An 18949-nucleotide genomic window follows, 5' to 3' on the forward strand; every position below is an offset into this window, starting at 1 on the left:
GCAAGCACGGCCGCATTCGCTACGAATTGCAGCGCCATTTCGGGGTGACCGCGGACGAGTTACGTGGCCGCTTCGGCTTCTACTTCGACCGGTTCGACGTGCGGCCCGAATAGAGGAGACAACTGCGATGTTCGAACCGGTGTACCGCAGCCGGCCCGGTGCCGACGCCATGCGCCCGGCGTGTGCCGAAGCGGCCGAACAAATCGCCCCGGGCCTGTGGTGCTCGCCGGGACTGTCGAACGCCTACCTGATCACCACGGGCGATGGTCGGGTGATCGTCAACACCGGCATGGGCTTTGAGGGTCCGGTCCACCGCGCCAATTTCGACGCCGTCGATTCCTCGCCGGTGCGCTACGTCATCTTCACCCAGGGCCACGTGGACCATGTCGGGGGACTGGACAGCGTGCGCGACCCGGACACAGTGGTTGTCGCCCAGGCGAACTGGACCCTGTGGCGCGACGACAACGAGCGGCTCCTCCCGTACCGTGCCAATCGCAGTGCGTTCGCGTTCAAAGAAACACTCGCCGACGGTATCCACGCCATTCAACGGCGCCTCGGCACCTCGCGCCTGCCCGGACAGAGCGTTCCCACCGTGGACCTCGAATTCGACGACACGCTCACCCTCGAGCTCGGCGGACGACGGATGGAGCTGATCGCCGTGCCCGGCGGCGAGACGAACGATTCGCTGGTGGTGTGGCTGCCGGACGAGCGAATATGCCTGTGTGGAAATACCTTTGGGCCGTTGTTCGGCCACATCCCCAATCTGGTCACCATCCGGGGTGATCGCTACCGGGATGCGCTGACCGCGATCGCCTCGGTCGAACGGGTCCGCGATCTGCAGCCCGAGCTCCTGGTGACGGGGCACTTCGATCCGATCGCTGGGGCCGACCGCATCCACGCCGAGCTGACCCGGCTGCGCAACGCGATTCAGTACGTGCACGACGAGACCGTTGCGGGGATGAACGCCGGCAAGGACGTCCGCACCCTGATGCGAGAAATCACCCTGCCCGCCGAATACGAAGTGGGCCAAGGCTATGGCAAGGTCGCCTGGGATGTACGGGCGATTTGGGAAAACTACTCCGGATGGTTTCACCACCAGTCGACGACGGAGCTCTACCCGGTCGGGTTCGACGAGGTCAGCACCGACGTGGTCGAATTGGCCGGTGCCGATGCGCTGGTCGATCGGGCGCGGGCACACCTCGAAGCGGGCCGTCCGCTACACGCGATCCACCTCGCGGAGCTGGTCCCCGCCGATCATGTTGGGGCCCGAGAGGTGCTTCGGGCCGCCCACGAGAACCTGCTGGCGGACAGTGTGAACTTCTGGGAAAGCGCGTGGCTCGAGCAGCAGATAGCAAGGAACTCATGACCGTGACATTCGCACTGCAGCCCGAAAACCTCTATCACACGGGCATTGTCGTGCCCGATCTAGACGCCGCGATGGAGCATTTCAGCACGCTCGCCGGCTACGAATGGATCACGCCACTGAATTACACGCTGCCCTTCCGCACCGCAACCGGCACCCGCGAGCTCACCTCCACCGTCGTCTATTCGCTGCAGAGCCCGCACATCGAACTCCTTCAGGAGGTGCCGGGAACGCCGTGGACGGCGGCTCCCGGCAACGCGGTGCACCACCTGGGTTATTTCACCGACAGTCTCGCGGCCACGGGCGAGCAACTGGAAAACACCGGCTTCACGTTCGAAATGACAGCCCACGTGCCGGGGCAGAAGCTCGCGCTGTTCGCCTACTACGTCGATGCGTTCGGCACCCGGATCGAAATCGTGGACCGTGCCCTGTTTCCCGACTGGCCCGCCTTCCTGCGGTCGCAAACTCCGGACCGGTAGCCGCACATGCTGATCAGCGTATTACGGTTCAACTTCGCTTCACCGCAAGGTAATCCGCGCACCCAAGGCGAATTGATCCGCGCCGCACTGGAACTGGCGCAGTGGGGCGAGTCGCGCGGGATCACCTCGATCAGCGTCGACGAACATCACGTGACCGGACACGGGTGGAGCTGCAATCCGATCATGGCCGCTTCGATGTTCCTGGCGCGCACGTCGAGACTGATCGCGAGCGTGGACTGCGCTCTGGGGCCGCTGTGGAATCCGGTCCGACTGGCCGAAGACATTGCGCTTGTCGACAACATGAGCCGCGGCCGGCTGCACACCACGATCGGGCTGGGCTATCGCACGGTCGAATACGACGAGCTCGGCGTGGATTTCAGCAAGCGCGGCAAGCTGATGGACGCCGTGGTGGAACGCATGCTGGCGTTTTGGACCGACACCAGCACCGGGATCGGGACCTGGACGCGGCCGCATCCGCCGCTGTACATCGGGGGCGGCTCTCGCGCCACCGCGCGCCGGGCGGCGCGGTTCGGGTTGCCGCTCAGCCTGGCCGACCACCTGCCCGACGTCGACGCGCTCTATCGCGAGTTGTGCGCCGAGGCAGGTATCACGCCGTTTGTACTCATGCCCGGCCCGACCAACCGCGGGATGATCTACCTGCACGAGGATCCGGATAGGGCCTGGGCGGAACTCGGTGATTACATCCTCTGGGAGGCGGTCACCTACGGTGGCTGGTCGTCCGACGAACGTTCCCTGATGCACCTGCCGGGGGTCCAGACCCTCGACGAGGTCAAGGCGTCGGGGCGTTATCGCTTCCTGACTCCGGAGCAGCTAATCACCGAAATCCGCGAGTCCAACAATTTCGGGCCGATCGTGTTGCACCCATTGGTTGGCGGCATGCCGATCGACGAGGCGTGGAAGTCGGTGCAACTGCTCACCGACACGGTCCTGCCCGCGCTCAACGGCTAGCCGCGGCCAAGAGAAGCGACTAGAAGCCGAACGTTGTCGGCGGCAGGTCGCTCACCAGGATCGGAAGCGAGATCGCGCCGGTGCCCGCGCTCAGCACCATCACCCAACGGCCGTTGTCGGGCAGTTGCAGCTGCAGTTCGAAGAAGGCGAACCCGGGGAACTCGGCGACTGCGCTCTCCGGCACTTCGAAGTCGAGCTTGATGGGGTCGGCGTCCGACGGCGGCCGCATCTCGATTTCGAGTTTGCGGTCGTTGTTGTCGGGATCCGATTGAGTCAGCACCACCAGCGTGAACCGGGCCGACCGGTCGGGTCCGAGTGCGAATCGGGACAGCACGCCGCCCGAGACGTTGAGTTTGTTGTCGACCGCGGCAGCCGAGTCTGCCAGGAAGGCGCCTGTGAGTATCACGCGCTGAACATACCCCTGCGTTGGTCATCGATCATCCCCGGCCACTGCCGGGCACGTACGCACAGCGAGTCGAGCGTTATCGGCGATTCCGCCGATGTTCTTAGCTCGCCGCCGCCGGATGCTGGTTAGCATGAGCGAGACTGACTGGAGCGACGTGGGCGTGAGCGAGCTTCCAACCGGCTTACCAACCGGAACAGTGACGTTGCTGCTGGCCGACGTCGAAGGCTCGACGCGGCTGTGGGAGACCCAACCCGACGAGATGACCGCCGCGGTCGCGCGCCTGGATCAGGTGCTGGCCGAGGTCGTCGCCAACCATGATGGCGTCCGCCCGCTCGAGCAGGGCGAGGGCGACAGCTTCGTGATCGCCTTCGCGCGCGCGTCCGACGCGGTGGCCTGCGCGTTGGACCTGCAGCGGGCACCGCTAGCCCCAATCCGACTACGGATCGGAATTCACACCGGCGAGGTTCGGCTCAGAGACCCAAAGGATCGAAGCAACTACATAGGTCCGACGATCAACCGCACCGCTCGATTGCGGGAGCTGGCCCACGGCGGCCAAACCGTAGTGTCGGGCGCGACCGAGCTGATGGTCGTCGATCAACTCCCACCCGATGTCTCGCTGGTCGATCTGGGCACCCACCCGCTGCGCGATCTGCCCCGCCCGGAACGGGTCGTGCAGCTGTGCCATCCCGAACTGCGAAACGAATTCCCGCCGCTACGCACACCGAAAGCCGCTGCCTCCCATAACCTTCCGGCACAGCTGACGAGTTTCGTCGGCCGACAGTCAGAAATCACGAAGCTGCGCGAGGCCCTGGCGAGCAACCGGTTGGTCACCCTCACCGGAGCCGGTGGCGCGGGCAAGACACGTCTGGCGGTCCAGGTGGCCGCGGACTTGGCCGCGCATTACGCCGACGGAATCTGCTACATAGATCTGGCGCCGATCACCCACCCCGCCGTTGTCCCGGTCACCGCGGCCCGTGCGCTGGGCCTGCCCGACCAACCCGGCCGGTCGACCGTCGAAACGCTCCAACAACACCTGCGCGACCGGCACATGCTGCTGGTGTTCGACAACTGCGAGCATCTGCTCGACGCCTCCGCCTCGTTGGTCGCCGCGCTGTTGGGCGCCGCGCCGCGGCTGACGGTGCTCGCCACCAGTCGTGAGCCGTTGGGTGTGACGGGCGAAGCCGCCTGGCAGGTGCCGTCGCTGACGCTGTCCGACGAGGCCATCGCGTTGTTCGCCGATCGTGCCCGGCTGGCCCGGGCCGGGTTCACGGTCACTGACGACAACCGCCGCGAAGTGACCGAAATCTGCCGACGCCTGGACGGCATGCCGCTGGCCATCGAGTTGGCGGCGGCCCGGGTGCGAACCCTGTCGCTGACCGAGATCGTCGATAGTCTGCACGACCGGTTCCGACTCTTGACCGGTGGCTCGCGCATCGCCGTGCGGCGCCAGCAGACTCTGCGCGCTTCGGTCGATTGGTCGCACGCGCTGCTTACCGAGACCGAACGCGTCCTGTTCCGCCGGCTGGCGGTGTTCCTGGGTGGCTTCGATCTGGCAGCCGCCCAGGCGGTCGCCGGCGCCGACGGGGTCGAGCGCTACCAGGTGCTCGACCAACTCACCCTGCTCGTCGACAAGTCCTTGGTGGTCGCCGAAAGCACCGGGGGCACAACGCGATACCGGCTACTCGAGACCGTGCGCCAATATGCGCTGGAGAAACTAGGCGAGTCCGGCGAGGCCGACGCCGTCCGGTCCCGGCACTGTGACTACTACACATCGATGGCGGCTCTGCTCGACGCGCCCGCGCGCACCGACTACCAGCAACGGCTCGAACAGGCCGAAATCGAGATGGACAACTTGCGAAACGCGTTGGGCTGGGACCTGGAGACGTCCAATACCGAGCGCGCGTTGGCGCTGGCGTCATCGCTGCAGCCGTTCTGGCTGGCACGGGGACGCATGCTGGAGGGCCGAGCCTGGTTCGACACCGTCGTCGGCACGGGCGAGCTCGACGAGCTCGACGTGCCCGCCGCAGTACGTGCCCGCGCCCTCGCCAACACGGCGGTGCTGAGCATGTTCACCGGCGGCACCATCGATCCCGCCGAGCGCGCCCTGGCGATTGCCCGCGAACTCGGCGACCCGGCCCTGCTGGCGCGGGCGTTGACCGCGTGTGGCTGCATCGCGGGCGCGGTGGACTACAACGCCGAGGTGGCGCAAACGTACTACTCCGAGGCGATGGTCTTCGCGCGGGAATCGGACGATTGCTGGAGCCTGAGCCAGATACTCGCTTGGCAGGCCAACACCTTTGTGGCCGTGGGCGACCCGATCGGGGCCCGAGCCGCCGGCGAAGAAGGCCGCGATGTCGCGAATGCCATTGGCGACCGGCCCAACTCGCGGTGGTGCCGCGCCTTTCTCGCGTACACGCAGCTGATGGAAGGCGATGTAGTTGGGGCCGCTGAAGAATTCCGAGCCGTTAGTGCCGAGTGCGAAGCGGAGCACGACGAGTTTCTCAAACCAATCACTCTGATGGGCCTGGGGGTTGGACTGGCGTACCAGGGCGAGGTCGAGTCAGCGCGCGCCGCCGCCGACGTGGCACTCGAGACCGCGTCGGGCATGGATGTGTACTTCCAGGGGATGGGCCACGTGGCGTCGGCGGTGGCGGCGCTGGCCGCGGGCGACGTCAGCACCGCGCATGACGCCAGCGCGCGGGCCGACCAGTACATCGCTTTGGCCCAACCTCACATGGTCGTGGCACAACGTGCCTTCTGCTCTGTCGAGGTCGCGCTGGCCGAAGGTGACCTGGTAGTGGCGCGCCGTTGGGCCGACGGAGCCGTCTCGGTGGCGTCCGGATGGCACCTGGCGGCGGCACTTCTGGCCCGAGCCCGCGTCGCCGTCGCAGAGGGCGACCGGGAGGAAGCGCAACGTTACGCCCATGATGCGCTGAGCTGCGTCATCGATTCGGGGGTTCGTCAACCGCTCCCGGGCATCCTGGAGTGCCTGGCCGATCTGGCCAGAGATGTCGACAGTCAGCAGGCCGCACGGCTGTTCGGTGCGGCCGAGGCGTTCCGAAAGCGCACCGGGATGGTGCGGTTCAAGGTGCATCAGGCCGGCTACGAGTCCTCGGTTGCGGCGCTGCGCGACACCATGGGCGCCTCCGACTTCGACGCGGCCTGGGCGGAGGGAGCGGCCCTGTCCACCGAGGCGGCGATCGCCTACGCGCAGCGCGGCCGCGGCGAACGCAAGCGGCCCGCCAGCGGGTGGGCCGCCCTGACACCCGCCGAACTCGAGGTCGTCTCGCTGATCCGCGACGGCCTGCCCAACAAGGACATTGCCGCGCGGCTCTTCGTCTCGCCTCGCACCGTGCAGGCCCACCTCACGCACATCTACACCAAGCTCGGGCTGGCCTCGCGTGTCCAGCTCGCGCAAGAGGCGGCCCGGCGCGCGCCCGCGCAGTAAACTCCTTCGCGAAATTCGCTGCCGGAGGCGCAATACTGGGCCTATGCCTGAACGCCAGCAAGACCGCAACGTGCTGGGCGGCCCTTTGGAACCGTGCGGCACCGAACCACTCACCGGTTTTTATCGCGACGGCTGTTGCTCTACCGGGCCCGAGGACGTGGGCTGGCATACGATCTGCGCCGTCGTTACCGCCGAGTTCTTGGAACATCAGCGTTCCATCGGCAACGACCTCTCCACCCCGGTCCCCGAGTACCGGTTTCCCGGCCTCTTACCCGGTGACCGTTGGTGCGTAACCGCGGCGAACTGGCTGCGGGCTCATCATGACGGCTGCGCCGCGCCGGTGGTGTTGGCGTCCACTCACGAACGCACGCTCGAAGTGGTGCCGTTCGAGACGCTGCAGGAGCATGCCGTCGACGTGCCCGACGACCTGGCCAATCTGGACAACCTCTAACGCGTCACGGCAGTTCGGTCGAGTACAGCCAGTCATTCCACAGCGGCCGCAGCGATCCGTCGCAATAGTTGGCTGCCAGCCCGGTGAAATCCTCGGTCGTCGCGGTGCCGTGCCGGTACTTGGCGGTCCAATCCTTGAGCAGCGCAAAGAATTTCTCGTCGCCCAACTGACCACGCAGCGCGTGCAGGGTCAACGCACCACGCTTGTACACGCGGTCGTCGAACATGTGGCGCGGCCCGGGATCGCTCAGCAGCAGATCTTGCGGCTTGTCCCGCAGCTGGGCGTGATAGTGCTCGGCCCACTCGCCGGCACTGCGGCCGCCGCTGTGTTCTGACCACAACCATTCCGCGTAGCACGCGAACCCTTCGTGCAGCCAGATGTCACGCCAGCGGCGCGCGGTCACCGAGTTGCCGAACCACTGGTGTGCCAGCTCGTGCGCAACCAGCCTCTCACTGGCCCGGGTGCCGGCACAGTGATTGGCGCCGAAGATCGAAATGCCTTGCGCTTCAAGCGGTATATCCAGATCGTCGTCGGTGATCACCACCGTGTAACCGTTCGCCAGCGGGTACGGTCCGAACAGATCGATGAACACCTCCATCATCTGCGGCTGGCGGGCGAAGTCGTGGTCGAAGTTGTCCAACAGTCGCTCGGGAAGCGCGGCTTGGATCGGCACCGCGGTCCTGGGTAGCCGCACCGTCTCGTACACACCGATCTGCAGGGTGATCAGATAGGTCGAGGTCGGTTCGGGTTGCTCGTAGGTCCACACGGTTTGTGACGCCCGCGTCCGCCGCGAGACCAACTTGCCGTTGGCGACTACGCGGTAGCGGCTTTCGGTGCTGATCCGGATACGGAAGGCGGCCTTGGCGCTGGGATGGTCGTCGCACGGGAACCACGACGCCGCGCCGTTGGGTTGCCCAGCGACCAGTGCGCCATCGGTGAGTTCCTCGAAACCGACATCGCCCCAAAGTGTTCGGAGCGGCTGCGGGTTGCCGCTGTAGCGCACGACGACCGTCAGCGCCGCCCCGCTGGCCAGCTTCGCGGGTAGCGTTATACGCAATTTGCCGTTGCGGCAGGCGAATCGGGCGACCCGCTTGTCGTTCACGGTCACCTTCGACACCGCGAGCGCGTTGGAGATGTCGAGGGTGAATTCCTGCAGTTCGGTGAGCGTCACGGCGGTGATCGTCACCGATCCGGCCAGCCGGTTGATCGAGACCTTGTACTCCAGGTCCAACTCGTAGCGCGACACCCGGTAACCCAAGTTGCCGTTCTGCGGCAGATACGGATCGATCGTCCCGCTCTGCGCTGTCTTCCTCGCAGATGACTTCACGCGGCCGGGCTCTCGACGGATACGGCCGTATTCTTGCGTCCGGACTTCTTTCGGCGCAGATCCCACGGCCGGATCGGATTGCCTTGCCAGCGCGTCGATCCCGGCACCACGTCGCCCCGCACCACGAGCGACGCCGGCCCGACGGTCGCTCCCGCGCCCAACCGGGCGGCGGGCAATGCGACGCAATGCGGGCCCAGCGTAGCCCCAGCTTCGAGCACAACGCTGTCCATCCGCATTATCCGGTCGTGAAAGAGATGCGTCTGCACCACGCAGCCGCGGTTGACCGTGCAACCCGCACCCAGGCTGACCAGATCCGCCTCTGGCAGCCAATAGGTTTCACACCAGGTGCCGCGACCGATCTTCGCGCCCAGAGCGCGCAGCCACAGGTTCAGCACCGGTGTCCCGCTCGCGGCGCGCGCGAACCACGGCGCGGCAACGGTTTCCACGAACGTGTCGGCCAGTTCATTGCGCCAGACGAACGACGACCAGAGCGGAAACTCACCAGCCTTGATCCGCCCCACCACAAGCCATTTCGCTGCGACCGCGGTGCCGCCGGCAACCGCGGCGGCGGCCAGCAACACCAGCCCGCCGCCCAGGGCCGCCCACCAAAAGCCGAACCGCAACGCCAGCAGCTGCAGGGTGCCCACCACCGCCAGGCCGATCAGCACGCTCACCATGACCGGCACCAGCCGGCAGATCTCGACCGCCGCACGCATCACCTTCAACCGCGTCGGCGGCTCAAACGTGGTTGCGACGTCGGCCTCGGCGGGGCGCCGGCGCAGGCGCATCGGGGGACTGCCCAACCAGGACGAACCACGCTTGGCCTTCGGTGGCGTCGCGGACAGGACGGCCACCAATCCGTCGTCGGGTACCCGCCGCCCCGGCTGGGTGATCCCGGAGTTGCCGAGAAATGCGCGCCGACCGACCGTCGTCTCGGCCGCGTAGATCCACCCGCCGCCGAGTTCGTACGAGGCGACCATGGTGTCGTCGGCCAGGAACGCCCCGTCCTCGATCACGGAGAATTTCGGGGTCAGCAGCACCGTGGAGATCTCGGTGCCGCGGCCGACCCGGGCACCCAGGACGCGCAGCCAAAATGGCGTTGCCAGGCTGGCATACAGCGGGAACAGCTGGATGCGGGCGGCGTCCATCAGCCGTTCGGTGGTCCACAACTGCCAGCCGACGCGGCTGCGCACTGGGTGGTAGCCCGGGCGCAGCCCGATCGACAGCACCCGCACCGCGGCCACGGTCACCAACGCGTAAACCACCAGCGCGGCCAGCGTCGCCACCGGCGTCCACAGCAGCGCGGGCAGCACCGCCTGCGCCAGGCCGGGAGTGCGGCGCACGGCGAACCCGATCACCGCGAGGCCGGTCGCGACCGCCAGCAGGGGAAGACCGGCCAGCAGCAGCGAGGTCAGGCCGTACCCGGCCACCCAATGCGACCTGGGTGCCGGTCGTTCGTCGGGCCACGGATGGTTGACCCGCCCGGACTTCGCCGCCGGCGAGCCCTTCCAGTACTGGCCGTTCTTGATCTTGTCGACCACGCCAGAACCCGGCGCGACGTCCGCGTTCTTACCCACGACCGCGCCTGGCATCAGCGTGGTCCGGGCGCCGATCGTCGCGTCATTGCCGATGGTGATCGTGCCAAGATGAAACACGTCCCCATCGATCCAATGTCCGCACAGGTCCACCTCGGGTTCGATCGCGCTGCGCTGCCCGACCTTCAGCAGGCCCGTCACCGGCGGCATCGAATGCAGGTCGACACCCTTGCCGATCTCGGCGCCGAGAGCTCGCGCGTAGTAGACGAGCCACGGCGCTCCGGCCAGGTTCTCGGCGCCACTGGCCTGCGCCAGCCGCTCGGCGAACCACACCCGCAGATGCACCGAGCCGCCCCGCGGATAGCTGCCGGGCTTGACGTTCCACAACAGGGTGCGGGCGAACAGCACCGCGATGCCCATCCGGCCCACCGGCGTCACGAACAGGATGAACGCCGCCGCGACGACCCACGAGTTCACCGCGACCGTCCACGGCACCACATGCAGAGCACGGGCAATGTTGTTCCCCAACGCCAGCCAGGTAACCCACTGCAGCGCGGCCAACGTCGCCAATGGCACGGCCGCGACGAGCTGAATCAGCTGGGCCAGTCGCGGGGTGGGTCGCACGACACGTTCGGTGACCTGCGGCGGCGGGTCGAGTTCGTCGAGAAATCCGGCGAGCGAGCCGAGCCGCGGGTGGTCGTACAGGTCCGCCACGGTGATCTGCTGGTACTGCTGCCGCAGTGCGGCTACCAGTTGCGCGGCCGCCAGCGAACCGCCGCCGAGCGCGAAAAAGTCGGCCTCGGCATCGGCCACCGTCACGCCGAGAAGTTCCCGCCACATCTCCGCCAGTCGGCCCGCCGTGCCGGCCAGCTGGGGGGCGTCCTCGGTGTCGGTGCTGCCCGGTGGTGGCCATGGCAACGCGTCCCGGTCGACCTTCCCGGAGATCCGGGTGGGTAGTTCGTCGATGAGTACCAGCCGTGGCACCAGGGCGGCGGGCAGATGTTCGGCGAGCTGGGCGCGTGCGGCGGCGATGTCGAACGAAGGGTCGGTGCTCACCACGTAACCGACCAGCACCGACGTGCCGCCACCAGTTTGGCGGACCGCCGCCGCCCCGCCACTGACGCCCGGCAGGTTGACCAGCGCGGAATCGACCTCGCCGAGTTCGATGCGGCGACCGCCGACCTTCACCTGATCGTCGGCGCGTCCGCAGAAGTACAGGCCGGTTTCTTCGAGCCGCACCAAGTCGCCGCTGCGGTAGGCGCGCGCCCAGCCCAGGGTCGGCATCGGAGCGTACTTCTCGGCGTCCTTGTCGGGGTCGAGGTAGCGGGCCAGACCGACCCCGCCGATCACCAGCTCTCCGACCTCGCCGTAGCCGACAGGTTCGCCGTCCTTGTCGACGACGGCCAGATCCCAGCCCGCCAGGGGCAGTCCGATGCTGATCGGTCCGACGCCGTCGAGCTTGGTTGCGCAGGCGACCACGGTCGCCTCGGTGGGCCCATAGGTGTTCCACACCTCACGTCCGTCCACCACGAGCCGCTCGGCCAGCTCCGGTGGGCAGGCCTCGCCGCCAAAGATCAACAGCCGCACCGCTTCCAGTGCTTCCGCGGGCCACAGCGCGGCCAACGACGGCACCGTGGACACCACGGTCACGTCCCGGGTGACCAGCCACGGCCCCAGGTCCATGCCGCTGCGCACCAGCGACCGCGGAGCGGGCACCAGACACGCGCCGTGGCGCCAGGCCAGCCACATCTCTTCACACGAGGCGTCGAAGGCCACCGACAACCCGGCGAGCACCCGGTCACCCGGGCCAATGGGGTTGTCCTGCAGGAAGATCCGCGCCTCGGCATCGACGAACGCGGCGGCGCTGCGGTGCGTGACGGCCACCCCTTTGGGTGTGCCGGTGGAACCGGACGTGAAGATGATCCATGCGTCGTCCCGTGCCAGCGGATTGCCGGCACGCCAGCCCCTCGATGAGCCGAGAGTGCGTTGAATGCCGTTCTCAGTAATGACCGCAACGACTCCGGCCTCGCCGAAGACCAATTCCGCGCGTTCGTCGGGGTCGTCGGCGTCTACGGGCACGTACGCCGCTCCGGTGGCCAGGATGGCCAGGATCGCCACGTAGAGCGAATAGCTGCCCGAGGGCATCCGAACCCCGATCCGGTCCCCGCGGCCTACACCCCTGGCGGCGAGCCATTCCACGCTGTCCTTCATGTCCTCGAGTAGCTCGCGGTAGGTGAGCTGGACTTCGCCGTCGTCGATCGCGGCCGCATCCGGGTACCGTGCGGCGGTTTCGTTGATGATGTCGATCAGCGTTCGCGGACTGGGTGCGTCGGCCGACAAGACGTACTGCGCGGGGAGCACGAAACATTCTTACGCGAACCCGGGCGCCGATGCGGCTCTGGTCTACCGTGGGCATGCGGTACATAGCCGAAGCACGAAGGAATTGACATGCCCGAACTGGATGTCGTCGTCGTAGGCGCCGGGCTCGCCGGGCTTTCCGCGGCCCGCAAGCTCGTCGCCGCCGGGAAGACGGTGCGCGTTCTCGAAGCCCGGGACCGCGTCGGGGGCCGCACCTTCGGCGGGTTCTTGAGCAACGGCGTGCCGGTCGAGCTGGGCGGGCAGTGGGTGGGGCCGGGCCAGGACGTGGCGCTTGAGTTGATCGCCGAGCTCGGTTTGGAAACCTTCCCCACCTACGACACCGGCGCGGCGACAACCGTCGTCGACGGTGCGGTGCTGCGCTACACCGACGCGAGCTTCGGCCTCCCGCAGGAGAACCTCGCCGAGATCTATCGCGTCTGGGGCGAGCTTGAGGCACTGGCGGCCTCGGTCCCGATCGCCGCGCCCTGGCAGGCACCCGAGGCGGCCGATTTGGACAGGCAGACCTTCGACGCCTGGCTGTCCGCGAACACGGCCGATTCCGTGGCACTGCGGTTCTTCCGGCTCGTGGTGCCGACGCTGTTCTGCGCGGAGACCCCAGAGCTTTCGTTGCTGCACTTTCTCTTCTACATCCGCGCCGGCAACGGCCTGGCGTCGCTGCTCGCCGTGACCGGCGGGGCCCAGGAGCTGCGCGTGGTGGGGGGAACGCACCGCATCTCCGAACGGATGGCCGAAGACCTTGGTGACCGAGTCCAGCTCGGCGCGGTGGTACGGACCATCGCCGCGACGGACGACGGCGTGGCCGTCGGCTTCGAGGACGCCGAAGCCAGTACCGGGGACGCGGTGACGGCGCGTCGCGTCATCGTCGCAATCCCGCCTACCCTCGCGGGCAGGATCCGCTACCTGCCGCCGCTGCCTGCCGCGCGTGACGCCCTCACCCAGCAATTCCCCGCGGGATCGGTGATCAAGTTCCATGTGGGTTATCCGACACCGTTCTGGCGGAGCAATGGTTTGAGTGGCCTGGTGACCAGCCTCGACGACGCGTTCAACCTCGTCATGGACAACTCCCCGCCGGACGCCGCCTGCGGGGTGCTGGTCGGGTTCATCGACGGCGCGCACGCCCGAGCGGCCGCCGAGCTGCCAAAGGAGCAGCGCCACAAGCTCGTCGTCGACACGCTGGTGAAGTACTTCGGGTCGGCGGCCGCCGAGCCCTTCGACATCGTCGAACAGGATTGGAGTGCCGAGGAATTCACGCGGGGCTGCTACGGTGGCCGCCTCGCGGCGGGCGCGTTGACTCAGTTCGGCAAGGCGCTGGCCGAGCCGGTCGGACCGGTCCATTGGGCCGGCGCGGAGACCGCGCAGGAGTGGAGCGGTTACATGGATGGCGCCATACGCTCTGGCCGGCGCGCCGCCGACGAAATCCTGGCCGTCGGGTAGGTGGGCCGCGTGCCGCAGGTGGCGATCCTCGACGATTATGCCGGTGTCGCTTTGCAACTCGCCGACTGGTCGCCGGTGCAGGCCCGGGCCGAGGTCACGGTGTTCGACCGGCACCTGTCGGAAGCGGCGGCTGCCGAGGAGCTGCGGCCCTTCGACGTGATCTGCACGCTGCGGGAACGGATGGCCTTCCCGCGCAGCCTGATTGAGCGGTTGCCGGACCTCAAGCTCATCACCATCGTGGGTCGGAGTCTGCCCAATCTGGACCTGGCCGCGGCAACCGAACATGGCGTCCTGGTGGCCCATTCAGATTTTGCTCATCCGCGGTTTCGGGCCGTCAGGGACGCGACCCCGGAGTTCGCTTGGGGGCTGCTGATCGCCACGGTGCGCAATCTCGCCGAGGAACACCGGCGCATGCGCGAGGGTGGCTGGCAGACCACTACGGGTATGACTTTGTCCGGCAAGACCCTTGGTCTCCTGGGGCTCGGCCGGGTCGGCAAACGCATGGCGGAGTACGCAAAAGTCTTTGGTATGGACGTCATTGCGTGGAGTCAGAACCTGACGGCGGACACCGCGGCGGAAGTCGGTGCGCGACGGGTTGAGAAGTCGGCGCTCTTTGCCGAATCCGATGTGGTCTCGATACACGTAGTGCTCTCCGAACGCACGCGCGGTCTGGTGGGAGCGCCCGAGTTCGCGGCGATGAAGCCAACTGCGTACCTGATCAACACATCTCGCGGACCGATCGTGGAGGAGGCGGCACTGATCGACGTGCTCCGGACCGGTAGCATCGCCGGGGCCGGCCTGGACGTCTTTGACGTCGAGCCACTTCCGCGAGATCACCCGTTGCGGACGCTGCCGAACGTGACGTTGGCTCCGCACTTGGGCTATGTGACACGTGAGATGCTCAGCGCCTTCTACGCCGACACAGTCGAAGCCGTGGTTGCCTGGTTGGACGGCAACCCCACCCGGATCGCCAACCCGGAAGCCCGCTGAACTGCCTGTGGCTCAGACGGCGACCTTGTAGGTGTCCTCACGGGGTCGGCCTCCTCTTCCAATGCCGGCTTTTCACCGCTTCCAGCGACTCGGTGACGTAGCTGTCCAACGGCCGAACCGCCTTGGACTGGCGCACCCACTGCTGGAACCCGAAATCTGCTGCGGCAAAGCACAGTTGAACCAGCAGACCGGGCCGAATATCGACATCGGGGTCGCAGCCCATGCGTTCGGCGATCAGCTTCGTAGCCCGCTCCTGGTCGGCGGGTGTGTGCATCGTGAGCTTGCCGAGGAGTTCGGGGACGACGAGCAGCGCTGCGCGCCATTCCTCGGTATCGGATTCGTCGAACGATCGGGTCCGCGTGACGATGGCGTTGATGAGGGCGACGTCCGGCGACTCGTTGGCGGGCCGCTGCTCCAACAGGTTGACGATCGCCGCGCCGCCATGACGCACCGGCGCCAACAACAGTTCTTCCTTGGTCGGCACGTGCCGGAAGAACGTTCGGGGCGAAACGCCGGCGGCCGAAGCGATTTCCTCCGTCGTCACGCGGTCATAGCCACGCTCGATGAACAGCCGGAACGCCGCTCTTCTGATGTCGGCCCGGACCTGCGCGCGTTGTCGGTCGCGCAACGACTCCGCGACGTGGCCGCGCAGCGACTCGGGATGGGAGTAGCTCATAGCGCGAGGTGGGCCGCCGGTCGTCCCGCGAAGAGCGGCAGATCCAGGTAGGTCTTGATGCCCGGTTCGGCGGCGCACACGTCAGGGATGGCGTTGACGCAATGGTTCGCGGTGGCCACGATCCCCGGGTTGCGTTGCAGCCCTTCGACAATCGACTCCGGCTGCAATCCCTTGAAGGTCAGCTGCACAGTCGGGTCGCCGGTGATCTCCACCTCGAAGCGCTCGCCTTTGCCCTCGAAATTCCAGCCTGGATCCAAGTTTTCCTCGCCCATCAACCAGTTGACCGCGGCCGTGATGACGGGCTCGCCGTGGACGGTGGCCTGCCAGCGGAAGCGGCGCGCCGCCACCGTTCCGGCGGTGATGGGGAAGGGGTCGTAGTCGATGTCGGCGGTTGCCACCGCGATGTCCTGAATGGTCTTGATCGTAGGGTCGATGCGAAATCCCATGTGCTCGGCGACCATTCGCACCGACATCTTGAAGCCCGCTTCGAGCAGGGCGGCCATCGGCCCCTGCACGGCCTGCTCGGGCGTCCCACCGAAGCCCATTATGTGGCGCACCACGTCGGGAGCGTTGTAGGTGCGAATGTCGGAGAACTCCTCGGCGCGCACGTGGGTGACCGCCGACGAGAGCGACGACAGCATGAGCGGAAAGCGCTCCGTGATGCCGCCGGGATGGATCCCCGACCCGTGCAGTGTCACCCCACCTTTCCGGGCGGCGGCGTCGATGGCTTGGACGGCCGGGTTGTTGAAGTCGGGATAGACCCAGCCCAACGGCGTGACCAGATTCTTGCCGGACCGCAAAATCGCCACGACCTCTTGGTCATTGGGGACCAGCGGGCTGTACATGACGCAGTCGGCATCCAGGGCCAGCAGCTGGTCGACGTCGTTGGTGGCGGTCATGCCGAGCGGGCCGGTGCCGACGATGTCGCCGACGTCCAATCCACTCTTCTGCGCGCTGTGCACCCAGCAGCCGAGGAGTTCGAGCTGCGGGTGGTTGAGCACGCATTCGATGGCGGCCTTGCCGACACCGCCCGTCGCCCACTGAATGACACGAAGCGTGGCCGGACCACTCATCGCCGGACCTCCCTTTACAAGCCCCATCCCGAGTGGCACGTTATGACTTGTTGGCAGTGACTGTCAACGAACCGGAACAGTCACCAGCGCGTGGTAGCGCCGAGCGTCACGTTGGCGTGGCGGGCGACGCCGAGCGTCAGGGTGGTGTGACGCTGGAACGACGAGGGGCACGCCGGCCCGGATCCAGGAGGGCGCAAGCATGGGAGCACTCGACGGGAAGGTCGCCGTCGTGACCGGAACCAGTCGCGGCGTGGGTGTCGGCATCGCCCATGAATTGCTCCGCGCCGGTGCCACCGTCGTCGGCTGCTCCCGCTCGGCGCTGGACAGCATCCCGGGCATCGAAGAAGAGTGGGCATCACGGGCTTCGCAAAAGGTTTGCGACCAAGGTGATTACCGCTCGATCGACACGTTCGTCGCCGACGTCGTCGCCACCCACGGCCGGATCGACATCCTGGTGAACAACGCCGGCGGCACGGTCCCGACGCCGCATGTGGAGAGCGTCCCGGAGCTTGTCCAACGCATCCAGGGCGCCCCGCGCAGCGACGACGAATACGAACGCACGGCACTGTTCCACGCCTTCGCCGTGCAGATGAACCTGATCAGTCCGTTGTGGTTCGCCATTCGGGTGTACCGCCAGATGCGCACCCAGGACGGCATCGGCTGCGTCGTCAACATCTCCAGCGGCACCGGCCATCCCGCCGGTTCGCCCACGCTGGTCTCCTACGGCGCAGCCAAGAGCGGGCTCAACCACCTCACCCGGTCGCTGGCCCAGGAGTGGGGCCCCAAGGTTCGGGTCAACTGCATCGCGCTGGGGCCCACCATGACCGAGAACTTCCGGTCCTTCGTGTTGCCCAAGGACGACCCAACGGGGGAGAAGTACTTCGCCGCCGTGCCGCTGCGCCGCGCGGGCGAGCCGGCCGAGGTGGGCCGGGTGTGCGTCTTCCTTGCCAGCGGCGCGGCCGACTACGTCAACGGCACCACCATCGAACACGACGGCGGCATGCTGCCCGGCGTGCTCTACGAGGCGGGCCTGAAGACCATCACAGACCTGCTCTGATCTCGGCTGCAAGATTTCTCCAAGATGGCGCCCAGAGACTGCCGACGCCTGGGCGAAATAAATATGCCATGCACGAAGGCAAGCAATTCAAATACCGCGCCCTGGTAGACCATCGACAAATTGAAACAGCCAAACTACATTTGGCTGACCGGATTTGGGAGCTGAAATGAACGGTAATATTTGCACGACCGTCAGAAAAAATATCGCGGCGAAAGCAAAGTTGTCCAGCGTGGTCTTGCTGGGTGCTCTGACTATCGCGGCTTGCGGCGGCAACACGGCCAGTGGAGCCAGCAAGGCTGACTTCTGCAAGGAAGTAGACAGTCTGTGGCCCGGCGTAGACAACGCCCTCACTTCCGTCGAGGCCGCACGCGTGGCGGGTATTTCCCCAGTGGGTTACAACCCCGCATCCCTACAGCGCGCCGCCACGAACGCGAAGAAATTGTCTGCCGACGCACCGACGGGACAGTCGGCGGGAGGCGTGGACCTCAAGGCGTACTTAGGCGAAGTCGCACAAACGCTGTCGGCTGCTGCGGACGGTAACTACAAGGCTCCGCTGCCCAAGGGAAACGACCCCATGGTGGTGTGGAATACGATCAACTGCTCCGCCCTGTCGGGGTCCCGAAGCTGAAAGGCTCCCCACGCAAGTACTGACCCTGATATTCCGCGCAGGCTGATCCGGCTGGGGCGCAAAATTATGACGCGGCATTGACCACCGAATCGACCCGTTGGCCGGTGGAGGCGAAACAGGGTTGAAAACCCTCTCCGATTTGTTGTGAGATCGATACGAGAAACACCAAGGAGGGGCTATGCATCGAGCATTCATCGCAGCAATGGCGCCCGCGATCCTTGGCGGGTGGGTTGGCGCCTGGGGTGGGACGCCTCAGGCGGTAGCCGACAACCCAGTGTGCACCGCCACCTGGTGCTCGTTCCTGGCGCCGTCGCACAACCTGGGTTGCGAGTTGAGCTATCACCGCGGCAACGGCATCGCCGACGAAACGTATTGCCAGACCGACTCGCCGCCCCAGTCGGTGCGCATGGCCACCGACGGAACGTTCAAGAGTTGCGCGGGTGTTTCCTGCATAGGTAACGCCAGCGAAGGCACCCCGACCCTCGGTTACGGCTCGACGGCCGCAATTGGGCCCTTCAGCTGTCGGTCGGAGACCAGTGGGGTTACCTGTACTGTCGCCAGCGGCCGCGGGTTCACCATCGCCAGCTCGGGAGTCTCTGCCGTCGGCTAACGGAGCGGGCCGCATCGAACCGCCTGTCCTCAACTGTCAAAAAGTTGTCCTCTGCTGTCAAGACACGGGGGTATCTTCGAAGGCATCGTAGGTGCGCAGGCTCCTGCTCCTACCCAGGGCACCG

Annotated in this window: 15 protein-coding genes; 10 read left to right on the forward strand and 5 right to left on the reverse strand. The window is 66.6% G+C overall.

Annotated elements, in window-relative coordinates:
• Positions 1 to 127 precede the first annotated feature (127 nt).
• The 3 genes from BST27_RS24160 to BST27_RS24170 are packed head-to-tail and all read left to right on the forward strand — an operon-like array spanning position 128 to position 2811.
• Positions 128 to 1366 carry an MBL fold metallo-hydrolase gene (locus BST27_RS24160; protein ID WP_069417894.1) on the forward strand — a complete coding sequence of 413 codons (1239 nt, stop codon included), beginning with the start codon at positions 128 to 130 and terminating at the stop codon, positions 1364 to 1366.
• A complete protein-coding gene (locus BST27_RS24165; RefSeq protein WP_069417895.1) occupies positions 1363 to 1842 on the forward strand; it encodes a VOC family protein in 480 nt (159 codons plus the stop codon). The genes BST27_RS24160 and BST27_RS24165 overlap by 4 nt, the downstream gene beginning before the upstream one ends.
• A 6-nt stretch (positions 1843 to 1848) precedes the next feature.
• Positions 1849 to 2811 carry an LLM class flavin-dependent oxidoreductase gene (locus BST27_RS24170; protein WP_069417896.1) on the forward strand — a complete coding sequence of 321 codons (963 nt, stop codon included), beginning with the start codon at positions 1849 to 1851 and terminating at the stop codon, positions 2809 to 2811.
• Positions 2812 to 2830: 19 nt separating this feature from the next.
• On the opposite strand, the gene BST27_RS24175 is transcribed toward BST27_RS24170, so the two are convergent.
• Positions 2831 to 3217 (reverse strand): hypothetical protein, encoded by a 387-nt coding sequence (locus BST27_RS24175; protein WP_069417897.1) that lies wholly within the window; start codon positions 3215 to 3217, stop codon positions 2831 to 2833.
• A 130-nt stretch (positions 3218 to 3347) separates the two neighbouring features.
• Between BST27_RS24175 and BST27_RS24180 the strand changes: the two genes are divergently transcribed.
• Together BST27_RS24180 and BST27_RS24185 are read left to right on the forward strand one after the other, a co-directional pair.
• Entirely contained in the window at positions 3348 to 6665 is a 3318-nt protein-coding gene (locus BST27_RS24180; RefSeq protein ID WP_276014293.1) for a helix-turn-helix transcriptional regulator, read from the forward strand.
• 43 nt (positions 6666 to 6708) lie between these two features.
• Positions 6709 to 7116, forward strand: a complete 408-nt coding sequence (locus tag BST27_RS24185) for a DUF2237 family protein (RefSeq protein ID WP_069417899.1) — start codon at positions 6709 to 6711, stop codon at positions 7114 to 7116.
• A gap of 4 nt (positions 7117 to 7120) precedes the next feature.
• Here BST27_RS24185 and BST27_RS24190 read toward each other — a convergent pair whose 3' ends face one another.
• Positions 7121 to 8443: a M1 family metallopeptidase gene (locus tag BST27_RS24190; protein WP_069417900.1), complete on the reverse strand. Its 1323-nt coding sequence runs from the start codon at positions 8441 to 8443 to the stop codon at positions 7121 to 7123.
• Positions 8440 to 12339, reverse strand: coding sequence for a Pls/PosA family non-ribosomal peptide synthetase (locus tag BST27_RS24195; protein WP_069417901.1), 3900 nt, complete (start codon positions 12337 to 12339; stop codon positions 8440 to 8442). Before BST27_RS24195 ends, BST27_RS24190 begins: the two co-directional genes overlap by 4 nt.
• Positions 12340 to 12426: 87 nt before the next feature.
• Between BST27_RS24195 and BST27_RS24200 the strand changes: the two genes are divergently transcribed.
• Entirely contained in the window at positions 12427 to 13791 is a 1365-nt protein-coding gene (locus BST27_RS24200; protein ID WP_069417902.1) for a flavin monoamine oxidase family protein, read from the forward strand.
• A 9-nt stretch (positions 13792 to 13800) separates the two neighbouring features.
• Positions 13801 to 14781: a D-2-hydroxyacid dehydrogenase family protein gene (locus BST27_RS24205; protein ID WP_069418035.1), complete on the forward strand. Its 981-nt coding sequence runs from the start codon at positions 13801 to 13803 to the stop codon at positions 14779 to 14781.
• Positions 14782 to 14818: 37 nt separating this feature from the next.
• On the opposite strand, the gene BST27_RS24210 is transcribed toward BST27_RS24205, so the two are convergent.
• A complete protein-coding gene (locus tag BST27_RS24210; RefSeq protein WP_069417903.1) occupies positions 14819 to 15457 on the reverse strand; it encodes a TetR/AcrR family transcriptional regulator in 639 nt (212 codons plus the stop codon).
• Positions 15454 to 16530 (reverse strand): NAD(P)H-dependent amine dehydrogenase family protein, encoded by a 1077-nt coding sequence (locus BST27_RS24215; protein WP_069417904.1) that lies wholly within the window; start codon positions 16528 to 16530, stop codon positions 15454 to 15456. The genes BST27_RS24210 and BST27_RS24215 overlap by 4 nt, the downstream gene beginning before the upstream one ends.
• Positions 16531 to 16729: 199 nt before the next feature.
• Between BST27_RS24215 and BST27_RS24220 the strand changes: the two genes are divergently transcribed.
• The 3 genes from BST27_RS24220 to BST27_RS24230 all read left to right on the forward strand — a co-directional run bounded on the left by BST27_RS24220 (position 16730) and on the right by BST27_RS24230 (position 18825).
• On the forward strand, positions 16730 to 17587 hold the full coding sequence (locus tag BST27_RS24220; protein ID WP_069417905.1) for an SDR family NAD(P)-dependent oxidoreductase: 858 nt from the start codon (positions 16730 to 16732) through the stop codon (positions 17585 to 17587).
• Between the two features lie 166 nt (positions 17588 to 17753).
• Entirely contained in the window at positions 17754 to 18215 is a 462-nt protein-coding gene (locus BST27_RS24225) for a hypothetical protein (protein WP_069417906.1), read from the forward strand.
• A 178-nt stretch (positions 18216 to 18393) separates the two neighbouring features.
• Positions 18394 to 18825 (forward strand): hypothetical protein, encoded by a 432-nt coding sequence (locus BST27_RS24230; RefSeq protein WP_069417907.1) that lies wholly within the window; start codon positions 18394 to 18396, stop codon positions 18823 to 18825.
• The last annotated feature ends 124 nt before the right edge of the window (positions 18826 to 18949 follow it).

It is taken from the genome of Mycobacterium intermedium (genome assembly GCF_002086275.1).
Classification (GTDB): domain Bacteria; phylum Actinomycetota; class Actinomycetes; order Mycobacteriales; family Mycobacteriaceae; genus Mycobacterium; species Mycobacterium intermedium.

Excerpts from the sequence above, each read along its gene's own strand:
- BST27_RS24160 (WP_069417894.1), top strand. The coding sequence starts at position 128 with ATGTTCGAACCGGTGTACCGCAGCCGGCCCGGTGCCGACGCCATGCGC.
- BST27_RS24165 (WP_069417895.1), top strand. The coding sequence starts at position 1,363 with ATGACCGTGACATTCGCACTGCAGCCCGAAAACCTCTATCACACGGGC.
- BST27_RS24170 (WP_069417896.1), top strand. The coding sequence starts at position 1,849 with ATGCTGATCAGCGTATTACGGTTCAACTTCGCTTCACCGCAAGGTAAT.
- BST27_RS24180 (WP_276014293.1), top strand. The coding sequence starts at position 3,348 with ATGAGCGAGACTGACTGGAGCGACGTGGGCGTGAGCGAGCTTCCAACC.
- BST27_RS24185 (WP_069417899.1), top strand. The coding sequence starts at position 6,709 with ATGCCTGAACGCCAGCAAGACCGCAACGTGCTGGGCGGCCCTTTGGAA.
- BST27_RS24200 (WP_069417902.1), top strand. The coding sequence starts at position 12,427 with ATGCCCGAACTGGATGTCGTCGTCGTAGGCGCCGGGCTCGCCGGGCTT.
- BST27_RS24210 (WP_069417903.1), bottom strand. The coding sequence starts at position 15,457 with ATGAGCTACTCCCATCCCGAGTCGCTGCGCGGCCACGTCGCGGAGTCG.
- BST27_RS24215 (WP_069417904.1), bottom strand. The coding sequence starts at position 16,530 with ATGAGTGGTCCGGCCACGCTTCGTGTCATTCAGTGGGCGACGGGCGGT.
- BST27_RS24220 (WP_069417905.1), top strand. The coding sequence starts at position 16,730 with ATGGGAGCACTCGACGGGAAGGTCGCCGTCGTGACCGGAACCAGTCGC.
- BST27_RS24225 (WP_069417906.1), top strand. The coding sequence starts at position 17,754 with ATGAACGGTAATATTTGCACGACCGTCAGAAAAAATATCGCGGCGAAA.
- BST27_RS24230 (WP_069417907.1), top strand. The coding sequence starts at position 18,394 with ATGCATCGAGCATTCATCGCAGCAATGGCGCCCGCGATCCTTGGCGGG.